Genomic DNA, 26,412 nt, shown 5'->3' with positions numbered 1-26,412 from the left:
GGTCTATCGGATTTTTACATGTTGGTAGGATCATTCAACTGATCTGCCGATTATTGTCTTAACTGATCGGCATTAGACCTTATGGTCTGCCTTTGTTTTTCTTTATGTTGGTTTAGTGGAGAGAATCATCATTAATCTTTAGACATGCAGTTGAGATTCAATAGCATCAATTCACGTAACGCTACTGAGAACTTGGCGAACTCATGAACCGATCCGACTTTGAATTCATTCAGAATGCTTTCCCAACGATGCAATGAAACAGAATTACTTTCCATCCAATCATCGAGCGCTTTAAGGACATCCATATCGGCTGCACACCCACAATTGAGGACTTGCCCCGTTAGCTGGCGTTGTTGCCAATCCAGATCTTCTCTGAATGCTGCACGAGCGAGGGCCTGCCAGTTATTATCTACCGCTTGACCATTGATTTGCTTCAAGAACCAGTGCAAAGACAAACGATCGCCAAGATTAAAGTAAAGCTTAGACGCTTGTTGTACTGTTTTACCTGTTTCACGAGCCACTGTGGATATATCCAGTGCTGAGTACAAACTAGACAAACGAGCGACGGAATTAGCCAACTCTGCCGTTACGCCCTGCTCAATCCATACTTGAGCCATGGCTTGATGCTCTTCTACTTCTGAAGCCACTAGGTTTTCATCCAGTTTCTCAGTAATAGCAACCACGTCACCTTGGTACAACTCAATCAATGCATTCACTGATTGTTTACCAGTACGGTTTCTCAGTAGCCAGCGAGAAAGACGACGAAGCGTACGACGTACATGGAAAAACAATTCGTATTGAGCCTCAGAGCTTGCGATATTATCAAGTTCACGAATGCTCTTAAGCACCTTAGCTAAACCGTAGATTTCTCGTGATGCCGCATAAGCATTTGCAATATCAACAATGTTTGCGCCTGTCTCTTCTTGCAAACGAGTGATGAAGTTACATCCCATCTCGTTAACCATTTGGTTAGCCAAAGCCGTTGCAATAATCTCAGCACGTAGCGGGTGGTTGTCCATATGTTGAAAGTGGTTACGGCGTAACTCGGTAGGGAAATATTGCATCAATTGCTGAGCATGAAACTCATCATTAGCAATATCATCGCTCACAAGATCCTCCTTCAACACCATTTTTCCGTAAGCGATCAATACCGATAGCTCAGGTCTGGTAAGTGCTTGGCCTTGCTTTTCACGCTCTAGCAACGTTTCATCATCAGGGATGTATTCTAAACTTCGGTCTAAGTACCCTGCTTTCTCCATTGTGTGGATGAAACGGATTTGCTCTTTTACTAAGCTAACTCCTTGGTACTCAGTCACCGAGATTGACTCCGCTTGGCAGTACGCATCATCTAATACGATCTCACCGACTTCATCTTCCATCGACTCAAGAACTTGATTTCGTTGCTTCACGGTTAAATCACCGTTCGACACTAAGCCGTTCAAAAAAATCTTAATATTCACTTCGTTATCTGAGCAATCGACGCCACCAACGTTATCGACAAAGTCTGTATTAACTCGGCCACCCGTTAGCGCATACTCAATACGGCCCAATTGAGTCATGCCCAAGTTACCGCCTTCACCAACCACCTTGGCTTTTAGGTCACGGCCGTCAATACGTAATACGTCATTCGCACGGTCACCGACATCGGTATGAGTTTCACTTGAAGACTTAACGTAAGTACCGATACCACCATTCCAAAGAAGATCTACCTGCATAGACAAGATCGCTTTGATCAAATCATTGGGGGCCATTGAGGCTTTCTTTGTACCCAACATTTTCTGAATTTCAGGTGTCAGTGAGATAGACTTAGCTCGACGAGAAAAGATGCCACCACCTTGAGAAATCAACTCTTTGTTGTAGTCTTCCCAACTTGAACGCGGCAGATTGAATAAGCGCTCACGCTCTACCCAGCTCGATGCTGAGTCTGGATTCGGATCGATAAAAATATGCATGTGGTTAAACGCTGCTTGCATACGAATGTGCTTAGAAAGCAGCATACCGTTACCAAAAACGTCGCCCGCCATATCACCGACACCAATTGCTGTGAAGTCTGTTGTTTGACAGTTGATGCCCATTTCGCGGAAATGACGTTTCACCGACTCCCAGCCACCTTTCGCTGTAATTCCCATCGCTTTGTGGTCGTAACCATTAGATCCTCCCGATGCAAACGCATCACCGAGCCAGAAGTTGTACTCTTCAGATACCGAGTTCGCGAGATCCGAGAATGTCGCGGTCCCTTTATCGGCAGCAACAACCAAGTACGGATCATCTTCATCGTGACGAACAACACTCTTCGGTGGAATCACATCACCTTCAATGATGTTGTCTGATACGTCGAGTAATGCACGAATGAAGCGCTTATAACAACGTTGACCTTCAGCAAAAATTTCATCACGGCCAGACAAAGTATGTTGACGCTTACAAACGAAACCACCTTTTGCTCCAACCGGAACAATAACTGTGTTCTTAACTTGCTGTGCTTTTACCAGGCCTAAAATCTCAGTACGAAAGTCCTCTTGACGGTCTGACCAACGCAGTCCACCACGGGCCACTTTACCGCCACGCAGATGGACACCTTCAATGTCTGGCGCATAAACGAAGATCTCAAACGCTGGAACCGGTGCAGGAATATCAGGAATCTCGCTTGGCCTCATTTTCAAAGCCAACCAAGGTTTAGGCTGCTTATTGCCACCCACTTGGTAGTAGTTAGTCCGCAGCGTTGCTGTGATCATCTCCATATAGCGACGAATAATACGATCATCATCCAGGCTTTCCACGTGATCTAACTGCTCGGTGATCTTCTTGATCAAATCCTGCTGACCTTTCACGCTCCCCTTCAGTTTCGGGTCAAAACGCTTGCCGAATAAGCTCACTAACCCTTTTGCTAAATCTGGGTAATGAGACAATGTGTCTTCAATGTATTGTTGGCTGAATGGGAAACCTACTTGACGCATGTAACGAGCATAAGCACGTAAGATTGAGATTTCACGGCCAGAAAGACCAGCACCAAGTACCAAGCGGTTAAAACCATCGCTGTCTAACTCACCCGCCCAAATTGCCGCGAAGGCTTGTTGGAAAAGATCGCGAGCTTCACGAAGATCAATGGTCTTATCGCTCTTGTGCAGCATAGAGAAATCTAGGATCCAATATGTCACCCCATTGGTTTTACGCACTTCATACGGAGACTCACCGATAACGCGCAGACCAAAGTTTTCAAGCATTGGCATCACATCAGAAAGGTGAATTGGCTCTTCACTGTGGTAGAACAACTTCAAACGAACTGCTTTAGAATCTGCCGCTTCTTCTTGAGGACGGTAGAACAGCATACCCAATTTGTTGTCTTCGCTTAGTGCTTCTAAACGCTCAATGTCCGCTACTGCAGAACCTGGCATCATGTCTTCTTTGTACGAACGTGGGAATGCACGCATGTACTCTTTCGACAATGGAAGCCCTTTACTTTCACCGAAGTTTGCAATGATTGATTCAGACAAGCGGTCATCCCAAGTAGACGATACTTCCATTAAATTTTGCTCAATTGTTTTCACGTCCACATCCATGTTGTTGTTATCAACACGAACAATATAGTGCGTTCTTGCCAGTGGGCTTTCAGAGAAGTACGTTGTAAATTCAACCTCTTCTTCACAACCAAAGTACTGCTTCAAGATGCGTTGTGTTTGACGGCGAAGTTCAGTGTTGTAACGATCTTTTGTTACGTAAACCATACAGCTGAAGAAACGGCCAAACGGGTCTTTGCGAACGAACAAACGCAGGAGATCACGATCTTGCATTTGAACTACGCCTGTACCCACTTCAAGTAACTCTTCTTCTCGAGCTTGAAGCAGTTCATCACGTGGATAGTTTTCAAGAATATTGTGCAGTGCTTTGTAAGAATATGAACCCTCACGGTAACCACTCGCGTCTAAAATACGCTCTACTTTCTCGCGAACTAGAGGAATCGTTTCGACGGTTTGGTTATAAACGGCAGACGTGTAAAGACCAGTGAAGCGGTGCTCACCAATTACCTTGCCGTTCTTATCGAATTTCTTAATACCGATGTAGTCGTTGTAAGCTGGGCGGTGAATGCGTGAAGCCGTGTTGCCTTTCGTTACGATAAGAACATATGGTTTTTTCGCTTCCAGACGCGCCGAATCAGAAAACTCAGACAGTTTAACTCTGCGCACCCGCTCTGAATTGGCAAACAAACCAAGGCCTTGCTCCTTAGTCGGTTGCAGCTCAGTGTCACCGTTTACCGAAACAAGGTCGTACTCCTTGTAGCCCATAAACGTAAAATTATGCTCGCCTAGCCAACGAAGGAACGCCATTGTCTCATCAAAACGTTGTCCATCGACCGGAATGTTGTTTTTCTGCTGTTCAACTTGATTAGTGACTTGTTCAAGCCTTTCGACCATTTTTAGCCAATCGTTGACCACGAGTCGCGTATCAGTAAATATATCCAGCAGTTCTGATTTCAACGCGGCCATTTCCGCTTTGCTGCTAAGGCGGTCAACCTCAATATGGAAAAGCGATTGAAAAGCGCCTTGCTCATTACTCACACCGACCACGCATCCTGAATCAGAACGAGAAATTTGGGTTGGATTATGAAGCATAAGGTGTGAAGAAAGGTCGAGGCGAGAGAACGCCATTTTTATTGAATCAACAAGGAACGGGCTATCAGGTACCACTATCTCAACGATAGTGTGAGTAGACTGCCAACCTTGACGACTGACGGTCGGGTTGAAAACGCGTACCGAGATATCGTCGGCTTTTTTTTCATTGATATGATGCCATAAGCTAACAACAGCACCATATAAATCGGACTCGTTTCTCTGAGTGAGATCGTCTTGAGAAACATTACTAAACAAGTGTTGAGCAAGTTGAGTTACGAGAGGTCGATGAGCAAGGTCAAGTTTGTCTTGAATCAGTTGGTAAACTTTTTCAAGCAAAACCGGAACCACAGTTTCACGTGCGGTCATAGTCACACTCCACAATTAGAATTATCTTTTATTATTAGGGGCTCACTTAACCGAGTGTTTGAACCTAGCCTTAAGCTCTTTCCTACTCACTCGTTAAGCAAAGGTAATGCGTTTATTTATTGTAAGAGCATTATTGATAAATCGTTAATTGTTTTGGATGTAGTGCGCAGTGAAATGTTTAATTCTGTGATTGAGATTCCTTTTAACTCACTAGTCTGGCTAGAATTTACAGAGCTTCTAACTTAATAAACTTATTTTTTTGGTCAGTTGTCAGCCTAAACTGGCCTCTAACCCCTATTTGTGTAAGAAATGGTCTGAAACGGGTTGCGGGTAACTGCAAGCGTAATCCAGTTGTTGTTATCACTTGAACTTTGCTTGCTGCACCAGAATAGCTAGCTAAAAACTGCTGATATGAAATGTTAAGTTGGAAAATATAGCGATTCATACGATACCTGTACAAACATACAGTGCCGGTATTTTTTGGCACAAACAATGTGGAAAGGTGAAAGATGTCAAAATTGAAAGCTTGTCTTAAAGGCTAATCTTACTTGGGCCCTCATTATTTTTAAACAACGGCTTAGTACAGGTTTACCTAAACGTCCATTTGCTTAAACAACGAATGTTACTTGAAAAATGTACTGCTTAAAATCGAGCACTCAAGTACCCATAAACAAAAATCAGTGGTAGATATTCTCTACCACTGATGACTTTTCTTAATAAGTAAACCGTTAACCTTGAGAACGCTTGACTTAAGCCTCTAGCGCTTTCGTCAATTTCTCAAACAAATCTTTCGCAAGGTTATCCATCCCCTTTAACGTCTCCAGTTCTTTTTTGATCAGCGCTTGGCGTGCATCATCGTACTTACGAAACTTTAGTAACGGGTCAATCAAACGAGAAGCCACTTGCGGGTTGCTGCTGTTCAGCTCACGTAAGATCTCGCCAGCAAAAGCATAGCCCTGACCAGACTTGTCGTGGAATTGAACCGGGTTCATGTTTAGGAATGAACCGACCAGGTTACGAGTACGGTTCGGGTTCTTCAAACTGAACGCTTGGTGCGACATCGATGTTTTGATCACTTCAAGTGCATTTGAACTTGGGTTTGTCCCCTGCAATGCAAACCACTTGTCCATGACAAGACCATCATGTTTCCACTTGTCACTGTAATCTGCCATCAAGGTTTCACGACATGCGAGTTGTGCACTATTTGCTGCGCCCATTGCTGCCATGGTGTCTGTCATGTTATTCGCTTGCTGGTACATCTCAACAACCAAGTCATTGCCCTGCTCAGTATGAGCTAAGTAACTTAGACAAACTTTACGCAGAGTACGCTTACCAATCGAATCGTGATCGATCGTGTATTCTGTTAGTGCATGACTGTGATAAACCGCTGACAACTCGTCTTCAAGCTCTTTCGCTAACGTCACTCTCATCGCATTAAGAACAAACGCTACAGCATCGATATCGACACGTTCATACCAACCCGACACTTCATTGTGGCTTGGTAGAGAAAGCATTTCTGCAATAAACGCAGGTTCAAGTGAATCACTAAGCAGCACACCACGGAATGCATCAACAACAGAAGCAGCAAGCTCAAACGTTTGACCCTGTTGAACCTTATCAACATTGCTGCGGATATACTTCGCCAATAGCATTTGTCCTGCATCCCAACGAGAGAACTCATTACGCGCATTCACCATCAAGAAGATCAGCTCTTGATCTGAGTAGTCGTACTCCAGTTTTACTGGCGCGGAAAACTCTCGAAGTAGTGATGGGATCGGTTGTTCGCAAACGTTTTCAAACACGAACGTTTGCTCTGCTTCTTTCACATCCAATATGTTGTGAACTGGCTTGCCGTTACATTGTAACTCAACAACTTCACCTGAAGCCGTGTATAATTCGATATCAAGCGGAATATGTAAAGCCTGTTTTTCCGTTTGCTCATGAGTTGGCGCTGTCAGTTGGCGAGTTTTAAGCGTGTACTGTTTCTTTTCTGCGTCGTAGTAACTTTCAACGGACAGCGTCGGCGTACCAGATTGGCTGTACCATAAGCGGAACTGAGACAAATCAACGCCTGATGCATCTTCCATTGCCGCGACGAAATCTTCACAAGTTGCAGCCGTACCATCGTGACGTTCAAAATACAGCTTCATGCCTTTTTGGAAACCGTCTTCACCCAACAATGTGTGGATCATTCGAATCACTTCACTGCCCTTTTCATACACGGTCAATGTATAGAAATTATTCATTTCTATCACTTTTTCAGGGCGAATTGGGTGAGACATTGGGCTGGCGTCTTCAGCGAATTGTGGCCCGCGGATGATACGAACATTATTGATTCGGTTTACTGCGCGAGAGCCTAGATCCGAGGAAAATTCTTGGTCGCGGAATACGGTTAAACCTTCTTTTAAACTTAGTTGGAACCAATCACGACAAGTGACTCGGTTACCGGTCCAGTTATGGAAATATTCGTGGCCGATCACCGCTTCAATACCTAAGTAATCGGCATCAGTTGCTGTTTGGTCGTTTGCTAGAACAAACTTAGAGTTAAAGACGTTGAGGCCTTTGTTTTCCATCGCACCCATGTTGAAGAAATCAACGGCTACGATCATGTAGATGTCTAAGTCATACTCAAGGTTGAAACGTTGTTCGTCCCATTTCATTGAGTTAATCAAAGAAACCATCGCGTGGTTTGCTCTGTCTAGGTTGCCCTTATCAACAAAGATTTCTAAGTCGACTTTACGACCTGATTGTGTGGTGTACGCGTCGCGCAGTACATCAAAGTCACCAGCAACAAGTGCAAATAAATAAGCAGGTTTTGGATGTGGATCCTGCCACTTTACCCAGTGGCGACCATTTTCAGCTTCACCTTGAGCAACGCGGTTACCATTACTGAGCAAGAAAGGGTTTTCTGCTTTGTCAGCGATAACCGTTGTTGTGAACTTCGCCAATACGTCTGGGCGATCCATGTAGTAAGTGATACGACGGAAACCTTCCGCTTCACATTGAGTACAGAAAGCACCACCCGATTTGTATAAACCTTCTAGAGCACTATTCCCTTCAGGGTTGACTTCAGTCACGATCGTTAGTGTGAAATCTTTCGGTAAATCATTCAGTATTAGTTGCGTTGCAGACTGCTCATACTGCGTCCACTCTTTGCCTTCTACCAAAACCGAGACCAGCTTCAAGCCTTCACCATCCAGTGTTAATGTCGCACTTTCTTTCTCTTGTTTAACGCTAGATACCGCTGTAACGATAGATGCAGAGTCATACAAATCGAAAGTTAAGTCGATTTCAGAAATAGTATGAGAAGGTGATTGATAATCTTTACGATACTTGGCTTGAGGGGTATGTGCCATGACGGGTTCCTTGTGATCGTTATTTGTAATTATAATTTATATATCTAAGGGTTGAGCGACAAGAACACAAGGGGAAGATAAAAAAAAGAGGCATTATAGTAATAATGCCTCATTATTTTGCTACTTTATCAATCAAATCAAAAATTAACGCCTAGAAAACGAACTGTGTACCTTAATATTTATTTTTGCAAAATTATCAAGTTTGCTAAACATCATCGTCGATCTTATCGTTACCGAATCCGATTGAGTACAGCAAACATGTCTCCCTCTTCACCTTTCAGAGTTAACACATCGCTGTTCAACGTATAACGACTTCCATGCTCACCATTTTCATACAATAGCACGAGTTGATCGCCTTCCGTGTAATACACACCACGACGAACGACTTCACCACCCACTTCATCAGAAACTCGGAACATAAACACGAAGTCAGGTTGAAGAACTAAATCCATCTTTTGAATATTACTTGCGGTTAAATCGCTACCAGACAGTTCAGCACTTGACCAAATGCCCGCGAGTTCATTCGGTAAGGCTTTGGTGAACATAACGCCATTAAGGTTCAGCATATTGTGATTACTGCTGTACGCGTAAACCTGAGGTTCCGAAGTATTCAAACCCAAGATAATGGTATCTTCATTCGCGTTGTACGAACCTTCCCAGTGATCGACACTGTAGTCTTTCTTTTGGATATCGATGCTGAATGAATAATTTGAGTCAAGAGTCAGCTTTATTGCTCTAAAATTTTCAGTATCTTGCTCAGGCTCTGGATTCATCAAATACCAGTCACCAAGCAATAAAGGCAGATCAAAATGGGACAGATTACTATCACTTTTTGACTGTTGACTGCTCTGAGCAACCTCGCTCCCAAAAGCAACAAAACTTAAACAAGATAAAATTATTAGTATCGATTTCATAAGCGTACCCTCGTTTTCTTTAAGCTTAGGCACGTAATGATTATAAAGCGAAAAAATTTGACCTAAGTCACTAAATTTTACATACAAAGTAACTTATATGGCATCATTCGTCACAAAAATAACTTTAATTAGGACGATGCATGAGGGAGTGCAAAAGTGAAATTTGGATAAAATGAATGGTTTTTGTCAACATGTAGACGAAAAAAGCGAGCCAAAGCTCGCTTTTCAAGTAATCGCTTTATGTTCTACTTCTTAATCATATCAAGCATGATAGAAACAGACTCATCGAGATAAGCGTCTGGTGCTTCGTAGTCTTTAGGGACATCATCCAACGACTTAAAGGTCTCCAATTTAGCCACTTTTTGACGTTGATTAATTCGATCTAAGCGAAGTGCTTCTGCATCGTCACTCTCTTGTTGACGTACCTTTTCATTAAGCGAAAGATCATTATCATCTTTATCTGCATTATATTTTTCAATATCTTGCGCGATAAAACCAAACTCCATATCGCTAGCAATACGAGCTTGATGTTGAGCCGTTAATGCAGCAATTTGCTTTTCGTTACGCTGTAACACAGTGTAATTTGCTTGGTCTATGCTATCCCAAGGTAAGGCATTATCTTCTACACTTTCCCCAGTATCCGCTGGATCAACCGGTGTTGGATAAGCAATATCAGGTACTACCCCTTTATTCTGTGTGCTTCCGCCATTGATCCGATAGAATTTTTGGATTGTGTATTGAACGTAGCCTAATTCTTTATCGAACAAATCATAGATATGATTCAAAGAACGGTGTTGTTGCACTGTCCCTTTACCAAAAGAGTTTTCACCGAGAATAATTGCACGACCGTAATCTTGCATTGCTGCTGCAAAAATCTCGGAGGCTGAAGCACTGTAACGGTTGATCAGTACGGTTAATGGACCTTGATAACTGATTTTACCATCAGTATCACTGTTTACCTTAACTCGACCATAACTATCACGAACCTGAACCACCGGCCCCTCTTTAATGAATAGGCCAGAAAGTTCCGTTGCTTCTGTTAAAGCACCACCGCCATTATTTCGCAAATCAACGATAATACCATCAACATCTTGCTGCTTAAGCTCAGTGATTAGCTTGTCGGTGTCTTTCGATAAACCGACATAAAAGCTTGGTACTTCGAGTACACCAATCTTCTTGCCATCTTTCTCTATCACTTCAGATTTAACGGCGCGATCTTCTAAACGAATTTTATCTCGGACAATTGTGACAACGTTACTTTTTGCATCTTTACCATCAGGTAAGATCTGCAGCTTAACTTTGGTGCCTTTCGGCCCCTTAATCAATTGCACTACATCGTCTAAACGCCAGCCGATAACATCCACAATCTCTTCACCATCCTGACCGACACCGACGATACGGTCGCCATCGTTCAATTGTTTGCTATTGGACGCGGGTCCACCAGCCACTAATGATCGAATAACGGTGTAGTCGTCTGTCATCTGGAGTACAGCACCAATGCCTTCAAGAGATAGGTTCATCTCTGACTGGAATTGCTCTGCATTTCTTGGAGAAAGGTAACTGGTATGAGGATCAATTTCTCGCGAAAAAGCGTTCATGTAGATCTGGAAAGCATCTTCGTTATGCGATTGCGTAATACGCTTCATCGCATTGTTATAGCGCTTTTCCAAAATTTCTTGAATCTCTGGCCACTCTTTGCCGGTGAGTTTTAGGTTCAATGCATCGTATTTAACGCGCTTTCTCCAAAGCTCATTCACTTCTGCGATATCTTTTGGCCACTCAGCTTCACTACGATTCAGCTCTATGCTTTCATCTGTATCAAACTTAATCTCGGTATCTAACAAAGACAATGCATATTGAAAACGTTCGAAACGCTTCTGCATCGAGAAGTTATAAACATCAAAAGCGATTTGGTTATTGCCTTCTTTCAGCTGGTCATCAATTTGCGTCGATGCCGATGAGAAAGAGTCAATATCCGCTTGAGTAAAGATATTACGATTGTAATCGAGCATCTCCAAATATCGATTAAAGATAGCTTGAGAAAACTCATCGTTAAGATTGAAGTGTTTATAGTGAGAGCGAGTAAATCGAGAAGTAACACGTTTACTCGCAGTTTCGTGTTGGACTTCAGGAGCGAGTAGAGGTAAATCGTCCTGATCTAATTTGGCTTCAAGAGCCTGAGCTGAAGCTGCTAGCCAAAAGCTAGCAGCAATCAGTGTCAATTTTGAACGGCATTTCATGCGTAGGAGTATCTCCTTTAAGCGCGCAAGTGCTCCGCTTTAACAACCATTTGTAGGCCGTTTGCTAACTGAACACGCACATCTTCCTTACTGATTTCAACAATGGTCGCAGCCATGTTTCCTTTACCCATGTTCACATTTACTTCTTTGCCAACGATGAATTCATCAGCGTTCAAAGCGCGTGTTTCAATAGGCTTGTCTACTTTTGGTGCTTTAGGCGCTTGACGACGAGGCTGTTGAGCTTTCTTCGCCTTAGCTTTTACTTTACCTTCTTCACGAGCTTTTTGTGCTTGCTCTTTACGACGAGCTTGAACTTTAGCTTTGCTTTCTGCAAGTGTCGCTTTAGCGTGCTCTACGTGCTCTTCTTCTAATGTGCCACACGCGTTGCCATCTAGGTCAACACGCTCTGCGCCAGCTTTTACGCCGTGCAGGTAACGCCATGATGATGTGTATTGTCTTAACGCTGCACGAAGCTGAGTCTTACTTACTTTTTCGTCTTCATTTAGACGTTCAGCAAGATCTTGAAAAATACCAATTTTAAGTGGTTTTGCTTCACCTTCTAGAGTAAAGCATTTAGGGAAACATTCAGCAATATATGCGATAACTTCTTTGCTGTTTTTTAACTTTTCAGTGTTTTCCATGTGGGTTCCTGGTTTTTGCGGTTTTCCGCGAGCATTAAGAAAATATTTTTACGTATTATAGAGAGATGCTTGGGAAAAACCACACTAAGAGAATAAATTATGCCTTGTTCGCATGCGAATTAAGCAGCTTTTCCACTTCTTCCATGAAAAATACCAATCCGTCCTCATCGATTTGAGAAAATCGACCAACATTTGGGCTATCGATATCAAGAACGCCAGCCACTTTTCCGCCAATCGAGAACGGAATGACGATTTCAGAGTTACTTGCAGCGTCACAAGCGATATGACCTTCGAATTCATGAACATCATAAATTCGCTGAACAGTATTGGTCGCTAATGCTGTTCCACATACACCACGCCCTACCGGAATTCGAACACAAGCAGGTTTACCTTGAAATGGCCCCAGTACCAGTTCCTCATTTTGCTGCGTTAGATCTGGTTTCATTAAATAGAAACCCGCCCAATTGAGATCATCCAATTCCATGAATAATAATGAACTGATATTCGCTAAATTAGCAGTAAGATCGGTTTCAGATTCAATTAATGCAACGGCCTGTTTGGTTAAGCGGTGGTAATGTTCTATTTTCATATTAACTTCCAAATAAATTGAGACTTCCATTATAAAAAGAACGCAGTAGAATGCAGTCATTAAAACTAAATAGGACTTATTCTCATCATAATGAACAATTCAGAAGACACTATTAGCCGTTCTTGGTTAATAACTCAAGTAAAAAAACACAAGTCCAAATTACTGTTTGCTAACGTTATTGCTATTTTTGCAACGCTAATTAGTGTTCCTATCCCCTTGCTTATGCCATTAATGGTTGATGAAGTCTTGCTTGATAAGCCCGCTTCAGGCTTAGATATGATGAACCACCTGCTTCCATCATCTTTACAAACCCCGACTGGCTATATTGCGCTAACGTTACTGTTAGTCATCATCATGCGTACTGTAAGTCAGGCATTGAACATTCTGCAAGGGCGTCAGTTTACACTTGTGTCCAAAACAATTACCTATCAAATTCGCAGTAAGATGATAGATAAGCTTGGCCGCATCAGTATGCGACAATATGAAATCAAAGGCAGTGGCGGTATTAATGCCCACTTAGTAACAGACATAGAAACCATCGATAAGTTCATTGGCTCGACTCTCTCCAAGTTTCTGATCAGCTTCTTAACCGTGTTAGGCACCGCTATCGTACTGTTGTGGTTAGACTGGCGTTTAGGGCTCTTCATACTACTGGTCAATCCAGTTGTGATCTATTTTTCGCGCAAACTCGGTAGTAAGGTCAAGCATCTTAAGAAGTATGAGAACCAATCGTTTGAACGTTTTCAGAACCGTTTAGTCGAAACCTTAGATGGCATTTATCAACTACGCGCGGCAAATAAAGAGCGTATATTCTTAGACGAACTCAAAGCCCAAGCAAACCAAATAAGAATCGATGCGGATAAATACGCTTGGCAGTCTGAGGCTGCGGGTCGCGTTTCCTTTCTATTGTTCTTATTGGGCTTTGAACTTTTCCGTGCAGTCGCCATGTTGATGGTGCTCTTCAGCGATTTAACTATTGGTCAGATTTTTGCAGTATTTGGCTATTTATGGTTCATGCTAGGCCCAGTTCAAGAGTTGCTCGGGATTCAATTCTCTTGGTACAGCGCGAAAGCGGCGTTGCAACGGATCAATCAGCTGTTACAACTAGAAGAAGAGAAGCGCCCTATCAGTAAAGTGAACCCATTTACTGAATATCAAGAAGTTACTGTCGACATCGATGATGTTACATTCTCTTACACATCAGAAAGCACGGTTTTAAATCGATTGTCATTGCAAATTCCAGCGGGTAAAAAAGTCGCGTTGGTGGGTGCCAGTGGTGGTGGTAAGTCCACGTTAATCCAATTGCTCATTGGGGTTTACCAAGCTGAGTCAGGATGTATTCGTTACAACGGTGAAACCACTGACGACATTAGCTTTGATGTGATACGAAACCAAATTGCCGTTGTTTTACAGCAACCTATACTCTTTAATGATACATTAAGGCATAATCTGACGCTTGGCGAAGAATACGATGAAATATCGCTATGGCGTGCACTTGAAGTCTCTCAAATGCAAGATGTGATCAAACAGCTGAGCCATGGCTTAGATACTCAAATTGGTAGGAATGGTGTTCGGCTATCTGGAGGCCAAAGGCAACGTCTTGCTATCGCTCGTATGGTCCTGAGTAACCCTAAGTTTGTTATTCTTGATGAAGCAACATCAGCACTTGATACCGCGACAGAGTCTGCACTGCATAGAGCGCTGAGCGAGTTTTTGAAAGACCGCACAACTTTGATTGTGGCACATCGATTATCAGCGGTAAAACAAGCGGACCTCATCTATGTTTTAGAAGATGGGCAAGTCACACAAACAGGAACACATGGTGAATTGGTTGAACAACAAGGACTTTATCAAACCCTTTATGGCAGTGTGCAATCGCACGCCTGAAGCTTGTCGTTCTAAAACGTCAGGTCAAGACATTGTTTTGACCTACGTTTCAATTTGGGAGGTCGTGTGACCTCTCCATCTGAAACCACCCTTTTATCAACGAAACACCAATGTGAAGGCAGCTCAGTTCGGCTATGCCAGGGCTGTGAGCTCCCGGTCGATAGAATAGACATTCCTTTAGGGAAATCAGCATACTGCCCTCGGTGTGGAACTCAACTTTACCGAGGCGGCACCCCAAGCTTATCCGGCAATCTAGCCATCGCGATTACCTGCTTATTGCTGTTTATCCCCTCACACTTTTTTGAGTTCATTAGCATCCGTCTTATTGGGGTAATGATCCCCGCCACCCTTCCATCGGGTGTTTTTACCTTAATGGGTGAAGGCTTTCCACTCCTAGGCTTGCTGATCTTATTCTGCAGTTCGATTACGCCGTTACTGGTCTGCTGCTCTGTGCTGATCAGTCATTTATCCCTGCGCCACAGGCTATTTACGCCATTTAGCTACTCTTTAGCAATCATCCAAACCCTAAAGCACTGGATGATGTTAGATGTTTTCTTAGTCAGCGTTGCCGTCTCCTGCTTTAAGTTACAAGACTATGCCGACATCTTTGTTGGCCCCGGCTTAGTCGGCTTGGTTTTACTGCAACTGTTCAGTGTGTTACTTGTAAGCCGAATCAGCGTAAGGCGCTATTGGGATGCATGGGCCAAAGAGTCCGAATACTCGTTCACAAAAAGTAAAAATGTACACTGCCATAATTGTCACTTGTCTCAACCTGAAGGCCATGCCTGCGTGCGTTGTCATCATGATTTATACCACCGTAAGCCCCACTCGATTAAAAAAACGTGGTCACTGTTATTTGCCGCTTCCGTCGCGATCATCCCCGCCAATGTTATCCCGATATCAATACTGATAACCAATGGTCAACGACTTGAAGACACCATCATTTCTGGAGTCGCGTCATTAATTAATAGCGATATGTATGGAATAGCCGCGATCATATTTATTGCCAGTATCGTGGTGCCGGTCGCCAAAATACTGGGGCTCGTCTACATATTGGTTTGTATTCAAATGAAACGTGCGGTTTACCATAGACAACGTATGACCATCTATTTCATCGTGAAATGGGTGGGGAAATGGTCGGTCATGGATCTGTTTGTTATTTCAATCATGATGACACTGGTCGATCGTGGACAAATTTTAAACTTTACACCAGGTTATGGTGCTGTCGCCTTTGGCGCTGTGGTCGTTCTTACAATGCTGGCAGCAGAAAGCTTAGATCCCAGACTAATTTGGGATAACTACACCTCTAAAGATGAGTCAGTGAATGAACAACAATAACCAATCACAAACGTCATATTCACCAGAAGTGAGAAAGAACAAAGGTATCTCACCTTTGTGGATTCTGCCTATCCTAACTGTCGCTCTTGCGGGTTGGTTGGTCATGAAATCAATACATGATGCCGGGCAACGTGTGCAAATATACTTCTCAGATGCCGCTGGTTTAGTGGCAGGCAGAACGACGATTCGTTACCAAGGTTTAGAGGTCGGTATGGTACGCGACATCACCTTATCTAAAGATTTATCGAATATCTATGTGGATGCGGACATTTACCCTGAAGCGCAAAAGCTATTGTCAAAAGGTACGCGTTTCTGGTTAGTAAAACCAACGGCAAGTTTGTCTGGGATCTCTGGATTAGACGCGCTTGTTTCGGGTAACTATATCGCGATCCACCCCAGTGAAACGAAACAAGAGCCAGAAACCGTTTTTCATGCATTAGAGTCATCACCTTCTGACTTACTCGTCTCTGAGGGACTTAATATCTCGTTAACAACACAAGACCTCGGTGGTGTTTCTGTGGGGTCTCAGATTGTGTACCGTAAAATCCCTATCGGTGAGGTGTACAATTACCAACTAAACGAAAACGGTAAGTCCGTCACTATACAAGCGTCAATTAAAGATGAATACAGCCACATCATTACCGACCAAAGCCGATTTTGGAACGTAAGTGGCATAGGAGCAAGTATTGGTTTCTCTGGCGTTGATGTCCGCTTAGAGAGCCTAAGTGCCCTGCTTGGTGGTTCCATTGCCGTCGACTCTCCCGGAGAAGGGCAACCCGTAGAGACGAATAGCAAATTCAAACTCTACCCAGACCTAAAAACCGCCGGGCGTGGTATCTCAATCAAAATTGCAGTGCCAGATGATAATAAGATCAGCTCAACTGGCGCTCCCATCATGTATCGAGGCATAGAAATTGGCCAAATCACGGATTTATCGTTAAGTGAAGGGCGTAAAAACGTGATTGCTTCAGCCGCTATCCAGCCGGCATTCAGTGATTTTTTGAATAGCGGAAGTCAATTCGTTTTAGAAGAAGCCGAATTATCACTCTCGGGGATGAAGAACATAGCTAACTTAGTCACGGGCAACTTTTTGACATTGGTGCCCGGCGAAGGTGATAATGCGCGTCGATTTACCGCTATTCGTAAGAACGAATTTAGCCAAGAGCAGCAGCAGTCCGTTGCAATACGCTTAACATCGAACAATTCCTTTGGCTTGGGGGTAGGAACACAGCTACTTTACAAAGGCATTGCCGTAGGCTCGATCATTCAAGTCGGCTTAGTCGATCATGTTGGTACTAACTCTGGCAAGCATGAAGTATTCATGGATGCACTTATCGATAATGAATACGCGCACCTTATTAAAAGCCACAACCGTTTCTTTGTGACGGGCAGTGCTAGCGCAGAGCTTACCGAATCAGGCTTGAGCGTTACCGTGCCACCTGCCAAACAACTGCTTACGGGGTCGATTAGTTTTGTAAGTGAAGGTAAACCAGAAGCTCAGACTGACTATCAGCTTTTCCAAAGTGAATCATTAGCTGAAATTGCCAAGTTCAATCAGTCGGGGTCAAAGACTCTGACACTGTTTGCTAGTGAACTACCTTCTATTTCCAAAGGCAGCCCACTACTCTATCGCAATCTACCCGTTGGCAGCATTTCTGATTTTCAGCTTGCGGATGGCGGTGTAAGAATTCAGGTCACCATTGAAAACCGTTATACGCATCTACTGAATAAACACACCGTTTTCTGGAACCGTTCCGGCGTTGAGGTTGATGCTTCTTTATCAGGTATCAGCATCAAAGCTGCCCCAGTAAAAACCCTTATACAGGGCGGAATTGCCTTTGACTCACTGCCTGGAATCGACAACAAACTAGGCGAAACGTGGAAGCTTTATAAAGACTCAAAATCGGCTAGGAAATTTGGACGAGCAATTACTATTGCCTCTTCTGGCTCTCAAGAAATCAGCAAAGGCATGGCCATTAAATTTCAAGGCGTCGCCGTGGGTGAAGTGACCTTGGTTACCCCTAACTTCCACAAAGACGGTGTCGAAATAACAGCTCGAATTTTGCCCGAGTACGTGGATAAAATTGCAGTTGAAAACAGTCATTTTTGGCTAGCAGAACCGGAGATCACCCTCAACGGCATTAAAAACGCTTCGGCATTACTGTCTAAGCACATCAACGTCGATCCAGGTAAAGGCGATACCAAGACAACGTTTACACTGAGCAAAGGTCCGTTTCAACCGGAAGGTAAGATATTTCAGCTACAAAGCGAAACAAGAGGCTCGGTATCTGCTGGCACACCTATCCTGTTCCGTGATCTGGAAATCGGCAGCGTGCTTGATGTGCAGCTCGGTGAGTTCGCAGACCGCATTATCTCTACGATTCAGATAAAACCAGAGTTCGCTTACCTGATTCGCTCAAACAGCGTGTTCTGGAATGTGTCTGGTGTTGATGTGTCTATCGGCTTGTCTGGCGCTAACATTAAAACAGGTACTGTCGATAGCCTAATTCGAGGCGGCATCACCTTCTCAACACCACCAACCGATGAATTACAACCGTTGGCAGAAGAAGATCAGTCTTTCTACTTATATCCGAAAGCCGAAGACGAGTGGAAATCGTGGAGAACCGCAATCCCTCGCCCTTAGAGCAATTAAGTACTTAGATACTTAGACACTTAAAGCAACTAGCCATTGGCTTTTGTTTTCTGAGTAGATAACCAAAAATTCACTTCTAAAATGCAGCCATTAAGGCTGCATTTTTATTGTTTCAAGCAAATATGGTTTAGGACAATCTCATTTTGCTTTAAACTGCGCGCATTAATGCTATAAATCGAGATACCCTTTTGCACGCTAACGTATATATCCCAGAAGAATTCCTAACTCACATTGAAGGCATCATGCCAAGCCATCTAGACATGGCTTCTTTTGTTGCTTCTTGCCAACAACCACTTCGTAAAAGCATTCGAGTAAACACACTGAAGATCAGTGTTGAAGACTTTCTCGTGCGCGCAAAGGATAAAGGCTGGGAATTAGAGCCTGTGCCTTGGTGTGGAACAGGATTTTGGATTACAGCGGACGAAAGTGAAGCGCCTCTAGGAAACACAGCAGAGCACATGTCTGGCCTATTCTACATCCAAGAAGCCAGTTCAATGATGCCACCTTCTGCACTCTTCCAAGGCGAAGAAAACTACCAAGCAGTGCTAGATACGGCTGCGGCTCCGGGTTCTAAAACCACACAGATTGCAGCACTCATGAATAACCGTGGCGTGCTGGTTGCCAATGAATACGCAGCGAGCCGAGTAAAAGTACTTCACGCCAACATCGAACGTTGTGGTGTGCGTAATGCTGCACTGAGTAACTTTGACGGGCGTGTATTTGGTGGATGGTTACCAGAACAATTCGATGCTGTGTTGCTAGATGCACCCTGCTCTGGCGAAGGCACAATTCGTAAAGATGCCGACGCAATGAAGAACTGGACTTATCAATCTGTAGTCGACATTGCAGACACCCAAAAAGATCTAATCGAGAGTGCATTCCACGCCCTTAAGCCTAATGGTGTTCTGGTTTATTCAACGTGTACGTTAAGCACGGAAGAGAACCAACAAGTGTGCCATCACTTAAAAGACACCTTTGGTGACGCGGTTGAATTCGAATCTCTAGAATCACTGTTTGAAGATGCTAAAGCGACCACAACAGAAGAAGGCTTTCTACACATCTTCCCTCAGGTTTATGACTCTGAAGGCTTCTTCGTTGCACGTATTCGCAAGCTAGCATCGGTTACTCCGCCAGAAGTGAAAAAGCGCTTAGGTAAATTCCCATTCGAGAAAGCTTCAAAGAAAGCACAACAAGAAGTGGCTGAACAGCTTTCAAGTTCGTTAGATATTGAGTTACCAAGCGATACTCAGGTATGGACACGCGACAAAGACGTATGGCTATTCCCTGAAGCGTTAGAACCGATGATTGGTGAGTTCCGTTTCTCTCGCATGGGCATCAAGATCGCAGAAACCCATAAAAAGGGCTACCGCTGGCAGCACCAAGTAGCAACGACCCTCGCGACAGGCAATGAAGCCAACATTGTTGAACTGACTATCGAAGATGCTCGCGAGTGGTTCATGGGACGAGATGTTCGCCCTGAAGGTCTATCAGGTAAAGGCGAAGTACTCGTTAAATACAACGGTGCGATCATTGGCCTTGGTAAGTGGGTTGGCAACCGAGTTAAGAACGGTTTACCACGTGAGCTAGTGCGCGATAAGAACCTATTCTAGCTTTTAGCTTTTAGCACATGCTCAGTCCCTAAACAGAGCTATACAGACGAATAAACAAAAAGCCCAAACAACGCAGGTTGTTTGGGCTTTTTCTATTCAATCTGTTTTTTGGGGAAACTAACTCAGTCAACGCAAATAAAAAGGTTGATGAATCAACGCTTAATTACAAAAATATTAATTCAAGTCACTATTTGTGTTATCAAAAATCGCATATCAGAAAAATTAAACTAAACTTCAGTCTATTAGATAAACAATTACAACGATTAGCGTAGGCTCTTCAGAGCCCTTTCCCCTAAGCCCAAACAGGAAGGTTTGGGCTTCTTTTTAACCGACAGACCCGCTTATTTAGTTAAGCGAATGCCTTCTTTGTCGATCGAGATTTTACCAGACTTGTACAAACCACCAATGGTCTTTTTGAACGTACCTTTACTGGTTCTGAATGCAGAGAAAATCGCATCCGGTGAAGACTTGTCGTTCAATGGCAAGAAGCCACCTTTCTTTTCAAGCAAATCTAGAATCTTAGTGCTTAGATCATCCATCTTAGCCACACCAATCTTCTGAAGAGACAAGTCAATCTTACCGTCTTCTTCACGAACATTTTTAATGTAGCCTTTCAGTGTTTTACCGATGAACAGCTTACCGATGATGTCAGATGGGAAAATCATACCCCAGTGCTCGCCATTCACGATTGCTTTGTAACCCAATTGGCTACGTTCAGCGATGATAAGATCCACTTGCTCGTTACGTTTGTATTCAGCGGGTGTGTTGTCTAACCATTTGTTGAACTTCGTCGTACCAACAATACGGCTCGATGCTTTATCGATATATACATAGACTAAAATTGATTGGCCTTCGTTTAAACGGCCGCGCTGCTCACTGAAAGGAACCAGAAGGTCTTTCCCTTTCACGCCCCAGCTCATGAATGCACCCGTGCTGTTTACGCCTTCAACCGTCATCAAGCCAAATTGCCCAACTTGAGCGATTGGTTTTTCAGTGGTTGCAGCAATCTGGTTGTCAGAATCAATGTATAGGAAAACATCTAATTTTTGACCAATTTCAACACCTTCAGGAGTAAATCGTTTTGGCAGCAACACGGTTCCATAGTCGCTCGCGTCAAGGAATACACCGAAGTCTGCTTGTTTTACTACTTCTAAGCTGTTTATTTGACCAATATTAATCATCAAGATTGTCTCTACTTTAAATTTGGCGGTGATTATACGTGATCTCTGATATGCTTTCGCTAGTTTCATTAATATTTTTGCATTCTAGGAGCCATCGTTGATCACCGTTGATAAACAAGATGCGATAACACTCAAAATTAACCATGCTATGGCAAAGACAAAAATGCTCGACATGGATGTTTATCTATTCGTTCCCGGTGAGCTTGGGCTAACTCCTGAAGTCCTCTCTGAAAGCACATTTTTCTACAGTTCAATCACTCAAAAACGAGCCTATTACAGTGATAAAACACTGCTCCCGTTGGTACACAGCCGATTAGCAAAACGTGGCCGCCTCTCCATAACGCAATACCGTGTCAGCCTGAGTTTGTTTGCCTATCAATACGTTATCGCGTTAGACAAGGCCGTAAGCAGCCTCAATAAAAAAGATGGTGACAGCGTCACTGCTGACGATGTTGATGAGGTCATCGAACTGGCTTTAGATATCTTGAAAAAGCTTCGTCGAAGCATTCCTTACGAAGAGAACCTCAAACGTTACTATGCCAATATCGATAACTATTTATCATGGTACACGGAGCAAAAATTCTTATCGCTGGTCTCACACATGCCTCGTGGCAGTGAATATTCCACTATAAAAGAGCGACTTTTAACACTGTGCGAGAAAGAAACCGCGCACCGCAAACTGAATCGCTATAACTCAACCAGAGTTCGAGAAGACGTCACTCGTCTGAGTAACAAAATGCGATTGCTACGCCGCTTGATTGAGCACCCTATCGTACTCAAAGAGAAGAGCACATCGATGGGTAAAAACGTTAAGCGAGCCGTTAAAGGGATAGCAACAGGCTTAGTCATGGTCGTGGTGACAACAACCGTTATATTGGCTCGAGACTTCCTCGGAGAAATCACGGCTTCGTTCATCGTCGCGATGTCCTTTATCTACGCATTACGTGAGATATTTAAAGACGACTTAAGAGATATCCTTTGGCGCTGGTTACGTAAAGGCAAGCCAAAATGGAAGCGTCGCTACTTTGACCCAACGACCAACAAATCTGTCGGGCACAAACTTGAATGGCTAGACTATGCAAGCTTTTCTAAACTGGCTGACAAAATCCAATTAATTCGTAAAAAGCGCGTTGTACAGCGTGAAGAGCAGATCTTGCACTACCGTTCCCATACGGAGATGTCGACATCAACCTTCATGAGCGGCTATGAAGAGACGCGTGAAACGCTATCCATCAGCCTCAGAGCACTGACACGCTTGATGGATAAAGGATCAAATAAGATCTATCGCTTGAATGAAGGGCAAGTCAGCAGAGAATCCGTAGAAAAACGTCATCTTCTCAACTTGATCATAAAAGAAAACAACCATGACAATGAGCCGATCTATTACCGTTGGAAAATCGTGATGAACCGTTCAAAGATCGTCGACATCGAACAAATCACTCAAGAATCTTGATCTTGTTACGGTGTGTGGACATCCAATTCACATACCGCTCTTCCACTTATTCAACACTCCCACCTACTCCCAAGCTATTTCTTAGACGGGACTTTCTTGATAGAAAGCGTTAATGTGAACTCGGCCATTGGCTGATCACCATGCAAAGATGGGCAAGTGGCGATAATGGTGACAGGTTGATTGACGCGCTCCCCAGTAGACATCGTTTCTGCGAGCATGGTGTCAATCACCTCACCATCTCGACAAGTAAAATGCACATCGCCTTCGGGCCGCTTTATGAAATTGCCCGTCACCTCTTTAAATGCCAACGAAATCTTTTCACCTTGTTGCTGGGATTTACTCATCGCAAGAAAGCCACCCGCCACATCAGCCGCCACATCAGCCGCCACATCAGCCCCCACAGCAAGCACACCAAAGTACATGCTATTGAGGTGGTTTTTGGTTCGTCTCTTTAGGGGAATTTTTAGTTCAACATGTTGGTTGTCCAGCGCGAGTAATTTAGGTCTGCATAACCAAATCAAAGGCACCTTAAACAGGCCAAACATGCTCAAGTAGAAGTTTGCTTTTTGTAGAGGAGTCAACATTCGAATTACCCAGTCAAAAAAGTCATCTGACCAGTTAATCGAACAGCACTAAGAATGTCAAAAAAATGTTACAAAAAAGAGATATCATCACATAATGATATCTCTTTCATTCCAAAGCGTTAGCACGTTAAATCAACGAATACTGTAAAACGATTTACTTAGACAACAAACCGATTTATGCGGTCACGACCGTTTCTACACCGTCAAGATCAGCGATGTAACCTTGTAGACGCGGATAATCAACCAAGCCTTGAGTTACAAGCAGAACTGGCTTCTTCGCGTTCTGAGTCGCCTTCACGATCATATCCAGCAAAGTAATAACCGCCTCATTTTGTGGATCGAAGGCATATTGCTGAGCTTCATTGTGTTTATCTACACCCAATGTGAAAGAGGCTAAGCTATCAACGTTGACCACAACGCCATCAAAGTAATGCAGTAGTCGCTCGCTCAGGAGCACGGCTGACGGAACATCGCACGAGAACAGAACTTTCAAGCCATTAAGACCACGCGGTAAGCCTTGCTCTGCAAGTAAATCGATGATCTTTGCGGCGTCACTTAGGGCACGCACGTAAGGCACAACGACTTCAACATTGATGCCTTGTTCTCGTAAGGTTTTAATCACCTGACACTCTAGAGCAAAAGCCTTGCTGTACTCTTGGGTCGCATAACGAGCAACGCCACGAACGCCAAGCGCAGGGTTCACTTCTTCAGCCTCACAATGGCCACCTAACAGCGAGCGGAAACCGTAACTGTCTGCGCTGCTTAAAGCAATGCGTACCGAGGTGTGATTAGGTTGCACAGCCACTTGAATAGCGCCAACGAGGGTTGAAACGAAATGTTCATCGACGCTCTTGTTACCAAGAATTGCGTCTAAAGAGCTTCTCTCAATCTCAGAGAGTGAATCTAAGTGGTTTTCAATACATGGATGGTAGAAAACACGATCCATGACCAACTCAGATAGGGAAACGTACAAGTGGTTGGCATTATTATTATCGTTATAAGAAGGCAGCACATCACCTAATGCAAGTTCTGGGTGCATAGTGCTTTGATTTTCTTGAGTCATTGCTGCTCCAGCATTTTTATATTGTGTTGAACCGAAAATACCGATAGCTGCCTGTTAATACAAGTGAAAATCCCTTATTTGACGCACGGCTGTTGATAAAAATGAGAATATTAGCAATAACTGAGATAAGTTTGTCTTAAGAGAGTTTATTCCTCTGTACAATTCCGCTATCTTAACCACTTCGCAATAGAATTAAAAAGCCATCACATGCCATTAAAAACTGATGAGTTGAGAACCCAAGCTCTGGGTCCTATGCCAACTCCTGCCGAATTAGGCAACGCACATCCTATTACACGCGACGTTGCTGAGCGTATTGCAAATTCTCGCCGCCAAATCGAAGATATCCTAACTGGTCGTGATAATCGCCTATTAGTTATCGTTGGCCCTTGTTCTGTTCATGACACAGAAGCGGCACTTGATTACGCTGAGCGCTTAAGCCAGATTCAAGACCAATACAAAGACGAATTGTTCGTTGTGATGAGAACCTACTTCGAGAAGCCTCGTACGGTTGTAGGTTGGAAAGGTCTGATTACCGATCCAAACCTTGATGGTTCATACGCACTTGAAACGGGCTTGAACAAAGCGCGTAAGCTTCTGCTAGACATCAATAAGCTTGGCCTAGCAACAGCGACTGAATTCCTCGATATGATCACAGGTCAGTACATTGCAGACCTTATCACTTGGGGCGCAATTGGCGCTCGTACAACAGAATCTCAGATTCACCGTGAAATGGCTTCTGCTCTTTCTTGCCCAGTTGGCTTCAAAAACGCGACTAACGGCAACATCAAGATCGCTATCGATGCTATTCGTGCTGCGCACGCTTCACACTACTTCTACTCTCCAGACAAGAACGGCCGCATGACGGTTTACCGTACTTCTGGTAACCCATACGGTCACGTTATTCTACGTGGTGGCGATAAGGGTCCTAACTTCGACGCTGAATCGGTAGATATCGCATGTAAGCAACTTGCTGAATTCGACCTGCCTCAGCGTTTGGTTGTAGACTTTAGCCACGCTAACTGTCAGAAACAGCACCGTAAGCAGTTAGAAGTTGCACAAGACATTTGTGACCAGATCAAATCTAACAAGAATCAAATTGCAGGCATCATGGCAGAAAGCTTCATTAAAGAAGGCAACCAGCCAATGACTGACATCAACAACCTAGAATACGGCAAGTCTATTACTGACCCATGCCTAAGCTGGGAAGATACTGCAACTATGCTAGACATGCTTGCAACTGCAATTAAAGATAGAAACTTAGCTTAAGGACATAACACAATGCCATCATTTGACATTATCTCTGAAGTAGAATCAGTAGAACTACGCAACGCTGTAGACAATGCTAACCGTGAACTATCGACTCGTTTCGATTTCCGCGGCGTTGATGCAAGCTTCGACTACAAAGATGAGTCGGTAAAACTGACTGCTCAAGACGATTTCCAACTGAAACAAATGCGCGATATCCTTCGTAGCAACCTAACTAAGCGTAATGTTGATCCTAACGCGATGGAAGCGAAGGCTGCAGACCAAACAGGTCGCACTTGGCATCAGACGGTTATCTTCAAGCAAGGTATCGAAACCGATGTTGCTAAGAAAATCGTTAAGCTAATCAAAGACAACAAAGTTAAGGTTCAAGCGGCTATCCAAGGCGAAAAAGTTCGTGTTACAGGTAAGAAGCGTGATGACCTACAAGCGGTTATGGCACTGGTTCGTAACGGTGAACTTGGTCAACCTTTCCAGTTTGATAACTTCCGCGACTGATCACGCCAGATAAGTTCAGTGGCTCTTCTAGCCACTGTTCATTTATCAGAGAACATCGCGTCAAATAACAAAAGCCACTTCCTTAAAGTTCTTACTAAGGCGTGTTGATCTTTCGTGAGTATTTTTTAAACAGCATGGTAAAGAGTTATAATTTGCTTCGCCAAAAGTA

Annotated in this window: 17 protein-coding genes; 7 read left to right on the top strand and 10 right to left on the bottom strand. The window is 43.7% G+C overall.

From position 1 onward, the window contains the following. Positions 1-131: 131 nt before the first annotated feature. The 7 genes from Q1A70_RS12375 to Q1A70_RS12345 form a co-directional block, all read right to left on the bottom strand. The gene (locus Q1A70_RS12375; protein ID WP_299691567.1) at positions 132-4,973 is read right to left on the bottom strand and encodes an NAD-glutamate dehydrogenase; all 4,842 of its coding nucleotides are present in this window, start codon (positions 4,971-4,973) and stop codon (positions 132-134) included. Positions 4,974-5,199: 226 nt separating this feature from the next. Further along, the gene (locus tag Q1A70_RS12370; protein ID WP_004733645.1) at positions 5,200-5,418 is read right to left on the bottom strand and encodes a DUF2835 domain-containing protein; all 219 of its coding nucleotides are present in this window, start codon (positions 5,416-5,418) and stop codon (positions 5,200-5,202) included. Between the two features lie 304 nt (positions 5,419-5,722). Next, the gene (gene pepN, locus Q1A70_RS12365; RefSeq protein ID WP_299691557.1) at positions 5,723-8,329 is read right to left on the bottom strand and encodes an aminopeptidase N; all 2,607 of its coding nucleotides are present in this window, start codon (positions 8,327-8,329) and stop codon (positions 5,723-5,725) included. Positions 8,330-8,559: 230 nt separating this feature from the next. Continuing rightward, positions 8,560-9,243, bottom strand: coding sequence for a hypothetical protein (locus Q1A70_RS12360; protein WP_299691554.1), 684 nt, complete (start codon positions 9,241-9,243; stop codon positions 8,560-8,562). Between the two features lie 245 nt (positions 9,244-9,488). Next, a complete protein-coding gene (gene prc, locus Q1A70_RS12355) occupies positions 9,489-11,483 on the bottom strand; it encodes a carboxy terminal-processing peptidase (protein ID WP_299691551.1) in 1,995 nt (664 codons plus the stop codon). Between the two features lie 17 nt (positions 11,484-11,500). Next, a complete protein-coding gene (gene proQ, locus Q1A70_RS12350; RefSeq protein WP_299691548.1) occupies positions 11,501-12,124 on the bottom strand; it encodes an RNA chaperone ProQ in 624 nt (207 codons plus the stop codon). 97 nt (positions 12,125-12,221) lie between these two features. Next, the gene (locus Q1A70_RS12345; protein WP_299691545.1) at positions 12,222-12,713 is read right to left on the bottom strand and encodes a GAF domain-containing protein; all 492 of its coding nucleotides are present in this window, start codon (positions 12,711-12,713) and stop codon (positions 12,222-12,224) included. A 90-nt stretch (positions 12,714-12,803) separates the two neighbouring features. On the opposite strand from Q1A70_RS12345, the gene Q1A70_RS12340 reads away from it, so the two are divergent. The 4 genes from Q1A70_RS12340 to rsmF all read left to right on the top strand — a co-directional run bounded on the left by Q1A70_RS12340 (position 12,804) and on the right by rsmF (position 20,201). Continuing rightward, on the top strand, positions 12,804-14,600 hold the full coding sequence (locus tag Q1A70_RS12340) for an ABC transporter ATP-binding protein (protein WP_299691542.1): 1,797 nt from the start codon (positions 12,804-12,806) through the stop codon (positions 14,598-14,600). A gap of 54 nt (positions 14,601-14,654) precedes the next feature. Continuing rightward, positions 14,655-15,938, top strand: coding sequence for a paraquat-inducible protein A (locus Q1A70_RS12335; protein WP_299691540.1), 1,284 nt, complete (start codon positions 14,655-14,657; stop codon positions 15,936-15,938). Next, positions 15,925-18,582, top strand: a complete 2,658-nt coding sequence (locus Q1A70_RS12330; RefSeq protein ID WP_299691537.1) for an MlaD family protein — start codon at positions 15,925-15,927, stop codon at positions 18,580-18,582. The genes Q1A70_RS12335 and Q1A70_RS12330 overlap by 14 nt, the downstream gene beginning before the upstream one ends. A gap of 197 nt (positions 18,583-18,779) precedes the next feature. After that, positions 18,780-20,201 carry a 16S rRNA (cytosine(1407)-C(5))-methyltransferase RsmF gene (gene rsmF / locus Q1A70_RS12325; RefSeq protein WP_299691534.1) on the top strand — a complete coding sequence of 474 codons (1,422 nt, stop codon included), beginning with the start codon at positions 18,780-18,782 and terminating at the stop codon, positions 20,199-20,201. Positions 20,202-20,542: 341 nt separating this feature from the next. On the opposite strand, the gene Q1A70_RS12320 is transcribed toward rsmF, so the two are convergent. Next, on the bottom strand, positions 20,543-21,451 hold the full coding sequence (locus Q1A70_RS12320; RefSeq protein ID WP_299691531.1) for a S1-like domain-containing RNA-binding protein: 909 nt from the start codon (positions 21,449-21,451) through the stop codon (positions 20,543-20,545). A 28-nt stretch (positions 21,452-21,479) separates the two neighbouring features. On the opposite strand from Q1A70_RS12320, the gene Q1A70_RS12315 reads away from it, so the two are divergent. Beyond that, entirely contained in the window at positions 21,480-22,835 is a 1,356-nt protein-coding gene (locus Q1A70_RS12315) for a hypothetical protein (RefSeq protein WP_299691528.1), read from the top strand. 74 nt (positions 22,836-22,909) lie between these two features. On the opposite strand, the gene Q1A70_RS12310 is transcribed toward Q1A70_RS12315, so the two are convergent. Together Q1A70_RS12310 and Q1A70_RS12305 are read right to left on the bottom strand one after the other, a co-directional pair. After that, positions 22,910-23,419, bottom strand: a complete 510-nt coding sequence (locus tag Q1A70_RS12310) for a DUF4442 domain-containing protein (protein ID WP_299691525.1) — start codon at positions 23,417-23,419, stop codon at positions 22,910-22,912. A gap of 175 nt (positions 23,420-23,594) precedes the next feature. Beyond that, the gene (locus tag Q1A70_RS12305; RefSeq protein ID WP_299691523.1) at positions 23,595-24,482 is read right to left on the bottom strand and encodes a putative PEP-binding protein; all 888 of its coding nucleotides are present in this window, start codon (positions 24,480-24,482) and stop codon (positions 23,595-23,597) included. Positions 24,483-24,689: 207 nt separating this feature from the next. Here Q1A70_RS12305 and Q1A70_RS12300 point away from each other — a divergent pair, with 207 nt between their 5' ends. Both Q1A70_RS12300 and Q1A70_RS12295 read left to right on the top strand, forming a co-directional pair. After that, positions 24,690-25,748: a 3-deoxy-7-phosphoheptulonate synthase gene (locus tag Q1A70_RS12300; protein ID WP_299691519.1), complete on the top strand. Its 1,059-nt coding sequence runs from the start codon at positions 24,690-24,692 to the stop codon at positions 25,746-25,748. A 12-nt stretch (positions 25,749-25,760) separates the two neighbouring features. Continuing rightward, entirely contained in the window at positions 25,761-26,243 is a 483-nt protein-coding gene (locus Q1A70_RS12295; protein ID WP_017630035.1) for a YajQ family cyclic di-GMP-binding protein, read from the top strand. Positions 26,244-26,412 lie beyond the last annotated feature (169 nt).

The sequence above is a fragment of the uncultured Vibrio sp. genome (genome assembly GCF_947488985.1).
Taxonomy (GTDB): domain Bacteria; phylum Pseudomonadota; class Gammaproteobacteria; order Enterobacterales; family Vibrionaceae; genus Vibrio.
This window is presented reverse-complemented; position numbering and strand designations above follow the sequence as displayed.

Bases quoted from the DNA above. Each gene is read 5' to 3' on its own strand.
- Q1A70_RS12375 (WP_299691567.1), bottom strand. From the start codon at position 4,973: ATGACCGCACGTGAAACTGTGGTTCCGGTTTTGCTTGAAAAAGTTTAC.
- Q1A70_RS12370 (WP_004733645.1), bottom strand. From the start codon at position 5,418: ATGAATCGCTATATTTTCCAACTTAACATTTCATATCAGCAGTTTTTA.
- pepN (WP_299691557.1), bottom strand. From the start codon at position 8,329: ATGGCACATACCCCTCAAGCCAAGTATCGTAAAGATTATCAATCACCT.
- Q1A70_RS12360 (WP_299691554.1), bottom strand. From the start codon at position 9,243: ATGAAATCGATACTAATAATTTTATCTTGTTTAAGTTTTGTTGCTTTT.
- prc (WP_299691551.1), bottom strand. From the start codon at position 11,483: ATGAAATGCCGTTCAAAATTGACACTGATTGCTGCTAGCTTTTGGCTA.
- proQ (WP_299691548.1), bottom strand. From the start codon at position 12,124: ATGGAAAACACTGAAAAGTTAAAAAACAGCAAAGAAGTTATCGCATAT.
- Q1A70_RS12345 (WP_299691545.1), bottom strand. From the start codon at position 12,713: ATGAAAATAGAACATTACCACCGCTTAACCAAACAGGCCGTTGCATTA.
- Q1A70_RS12340 (WP_299691542.1), top strand. From the start codon at position 12,804: ATGAACAATTCAGAAGACACTATTAGCCGTTCTTGGTTAATAACTCAA.
- Q1A70_RS12330 (WP_299691537.1), top strand. From the start codon at position 15,925: ATGAACAACAATAACCAATCACAAACGTCATATTCACCAGAAGTGAGA.
- Q1A70_RS12320 (WP_299691531.1), bottom strand. From the start codon at position 21,451: ATGAAACTAGCGAAAGCATATCAGAGATCACGTATAATCACCGCCAAA.
- Q1A70_RS12310 (WP_299691525.1), bottom strand. From the start codon at position 23,419: ATGTTGACTCCTCTACAAAAAGCAAACTTCTACTTGAGCATGTTTGGC.
- Q1A70_RS12305 (WP_299691523.1), bottom strand. From the start codon at position 24,482: ATGACTCAAGAAAATCAAAGCACTATGCACCCAGAACTTGCATTAGGT.
- Q1A70_RS12300 (WP_299691519.1), top strand. From the start codon at position 24,690: ATGCCATTAAAAACTGATGAGTTGAGAACCCAAGCTCTGGGTCCTATG.
- Q1A70_RS12295 (WP_017630035.1), top strand. From the start codon at position 25,761: ATGCCATCATTTGACATTATCTCTGAAGTAGAATCAGTAGAACTACGC.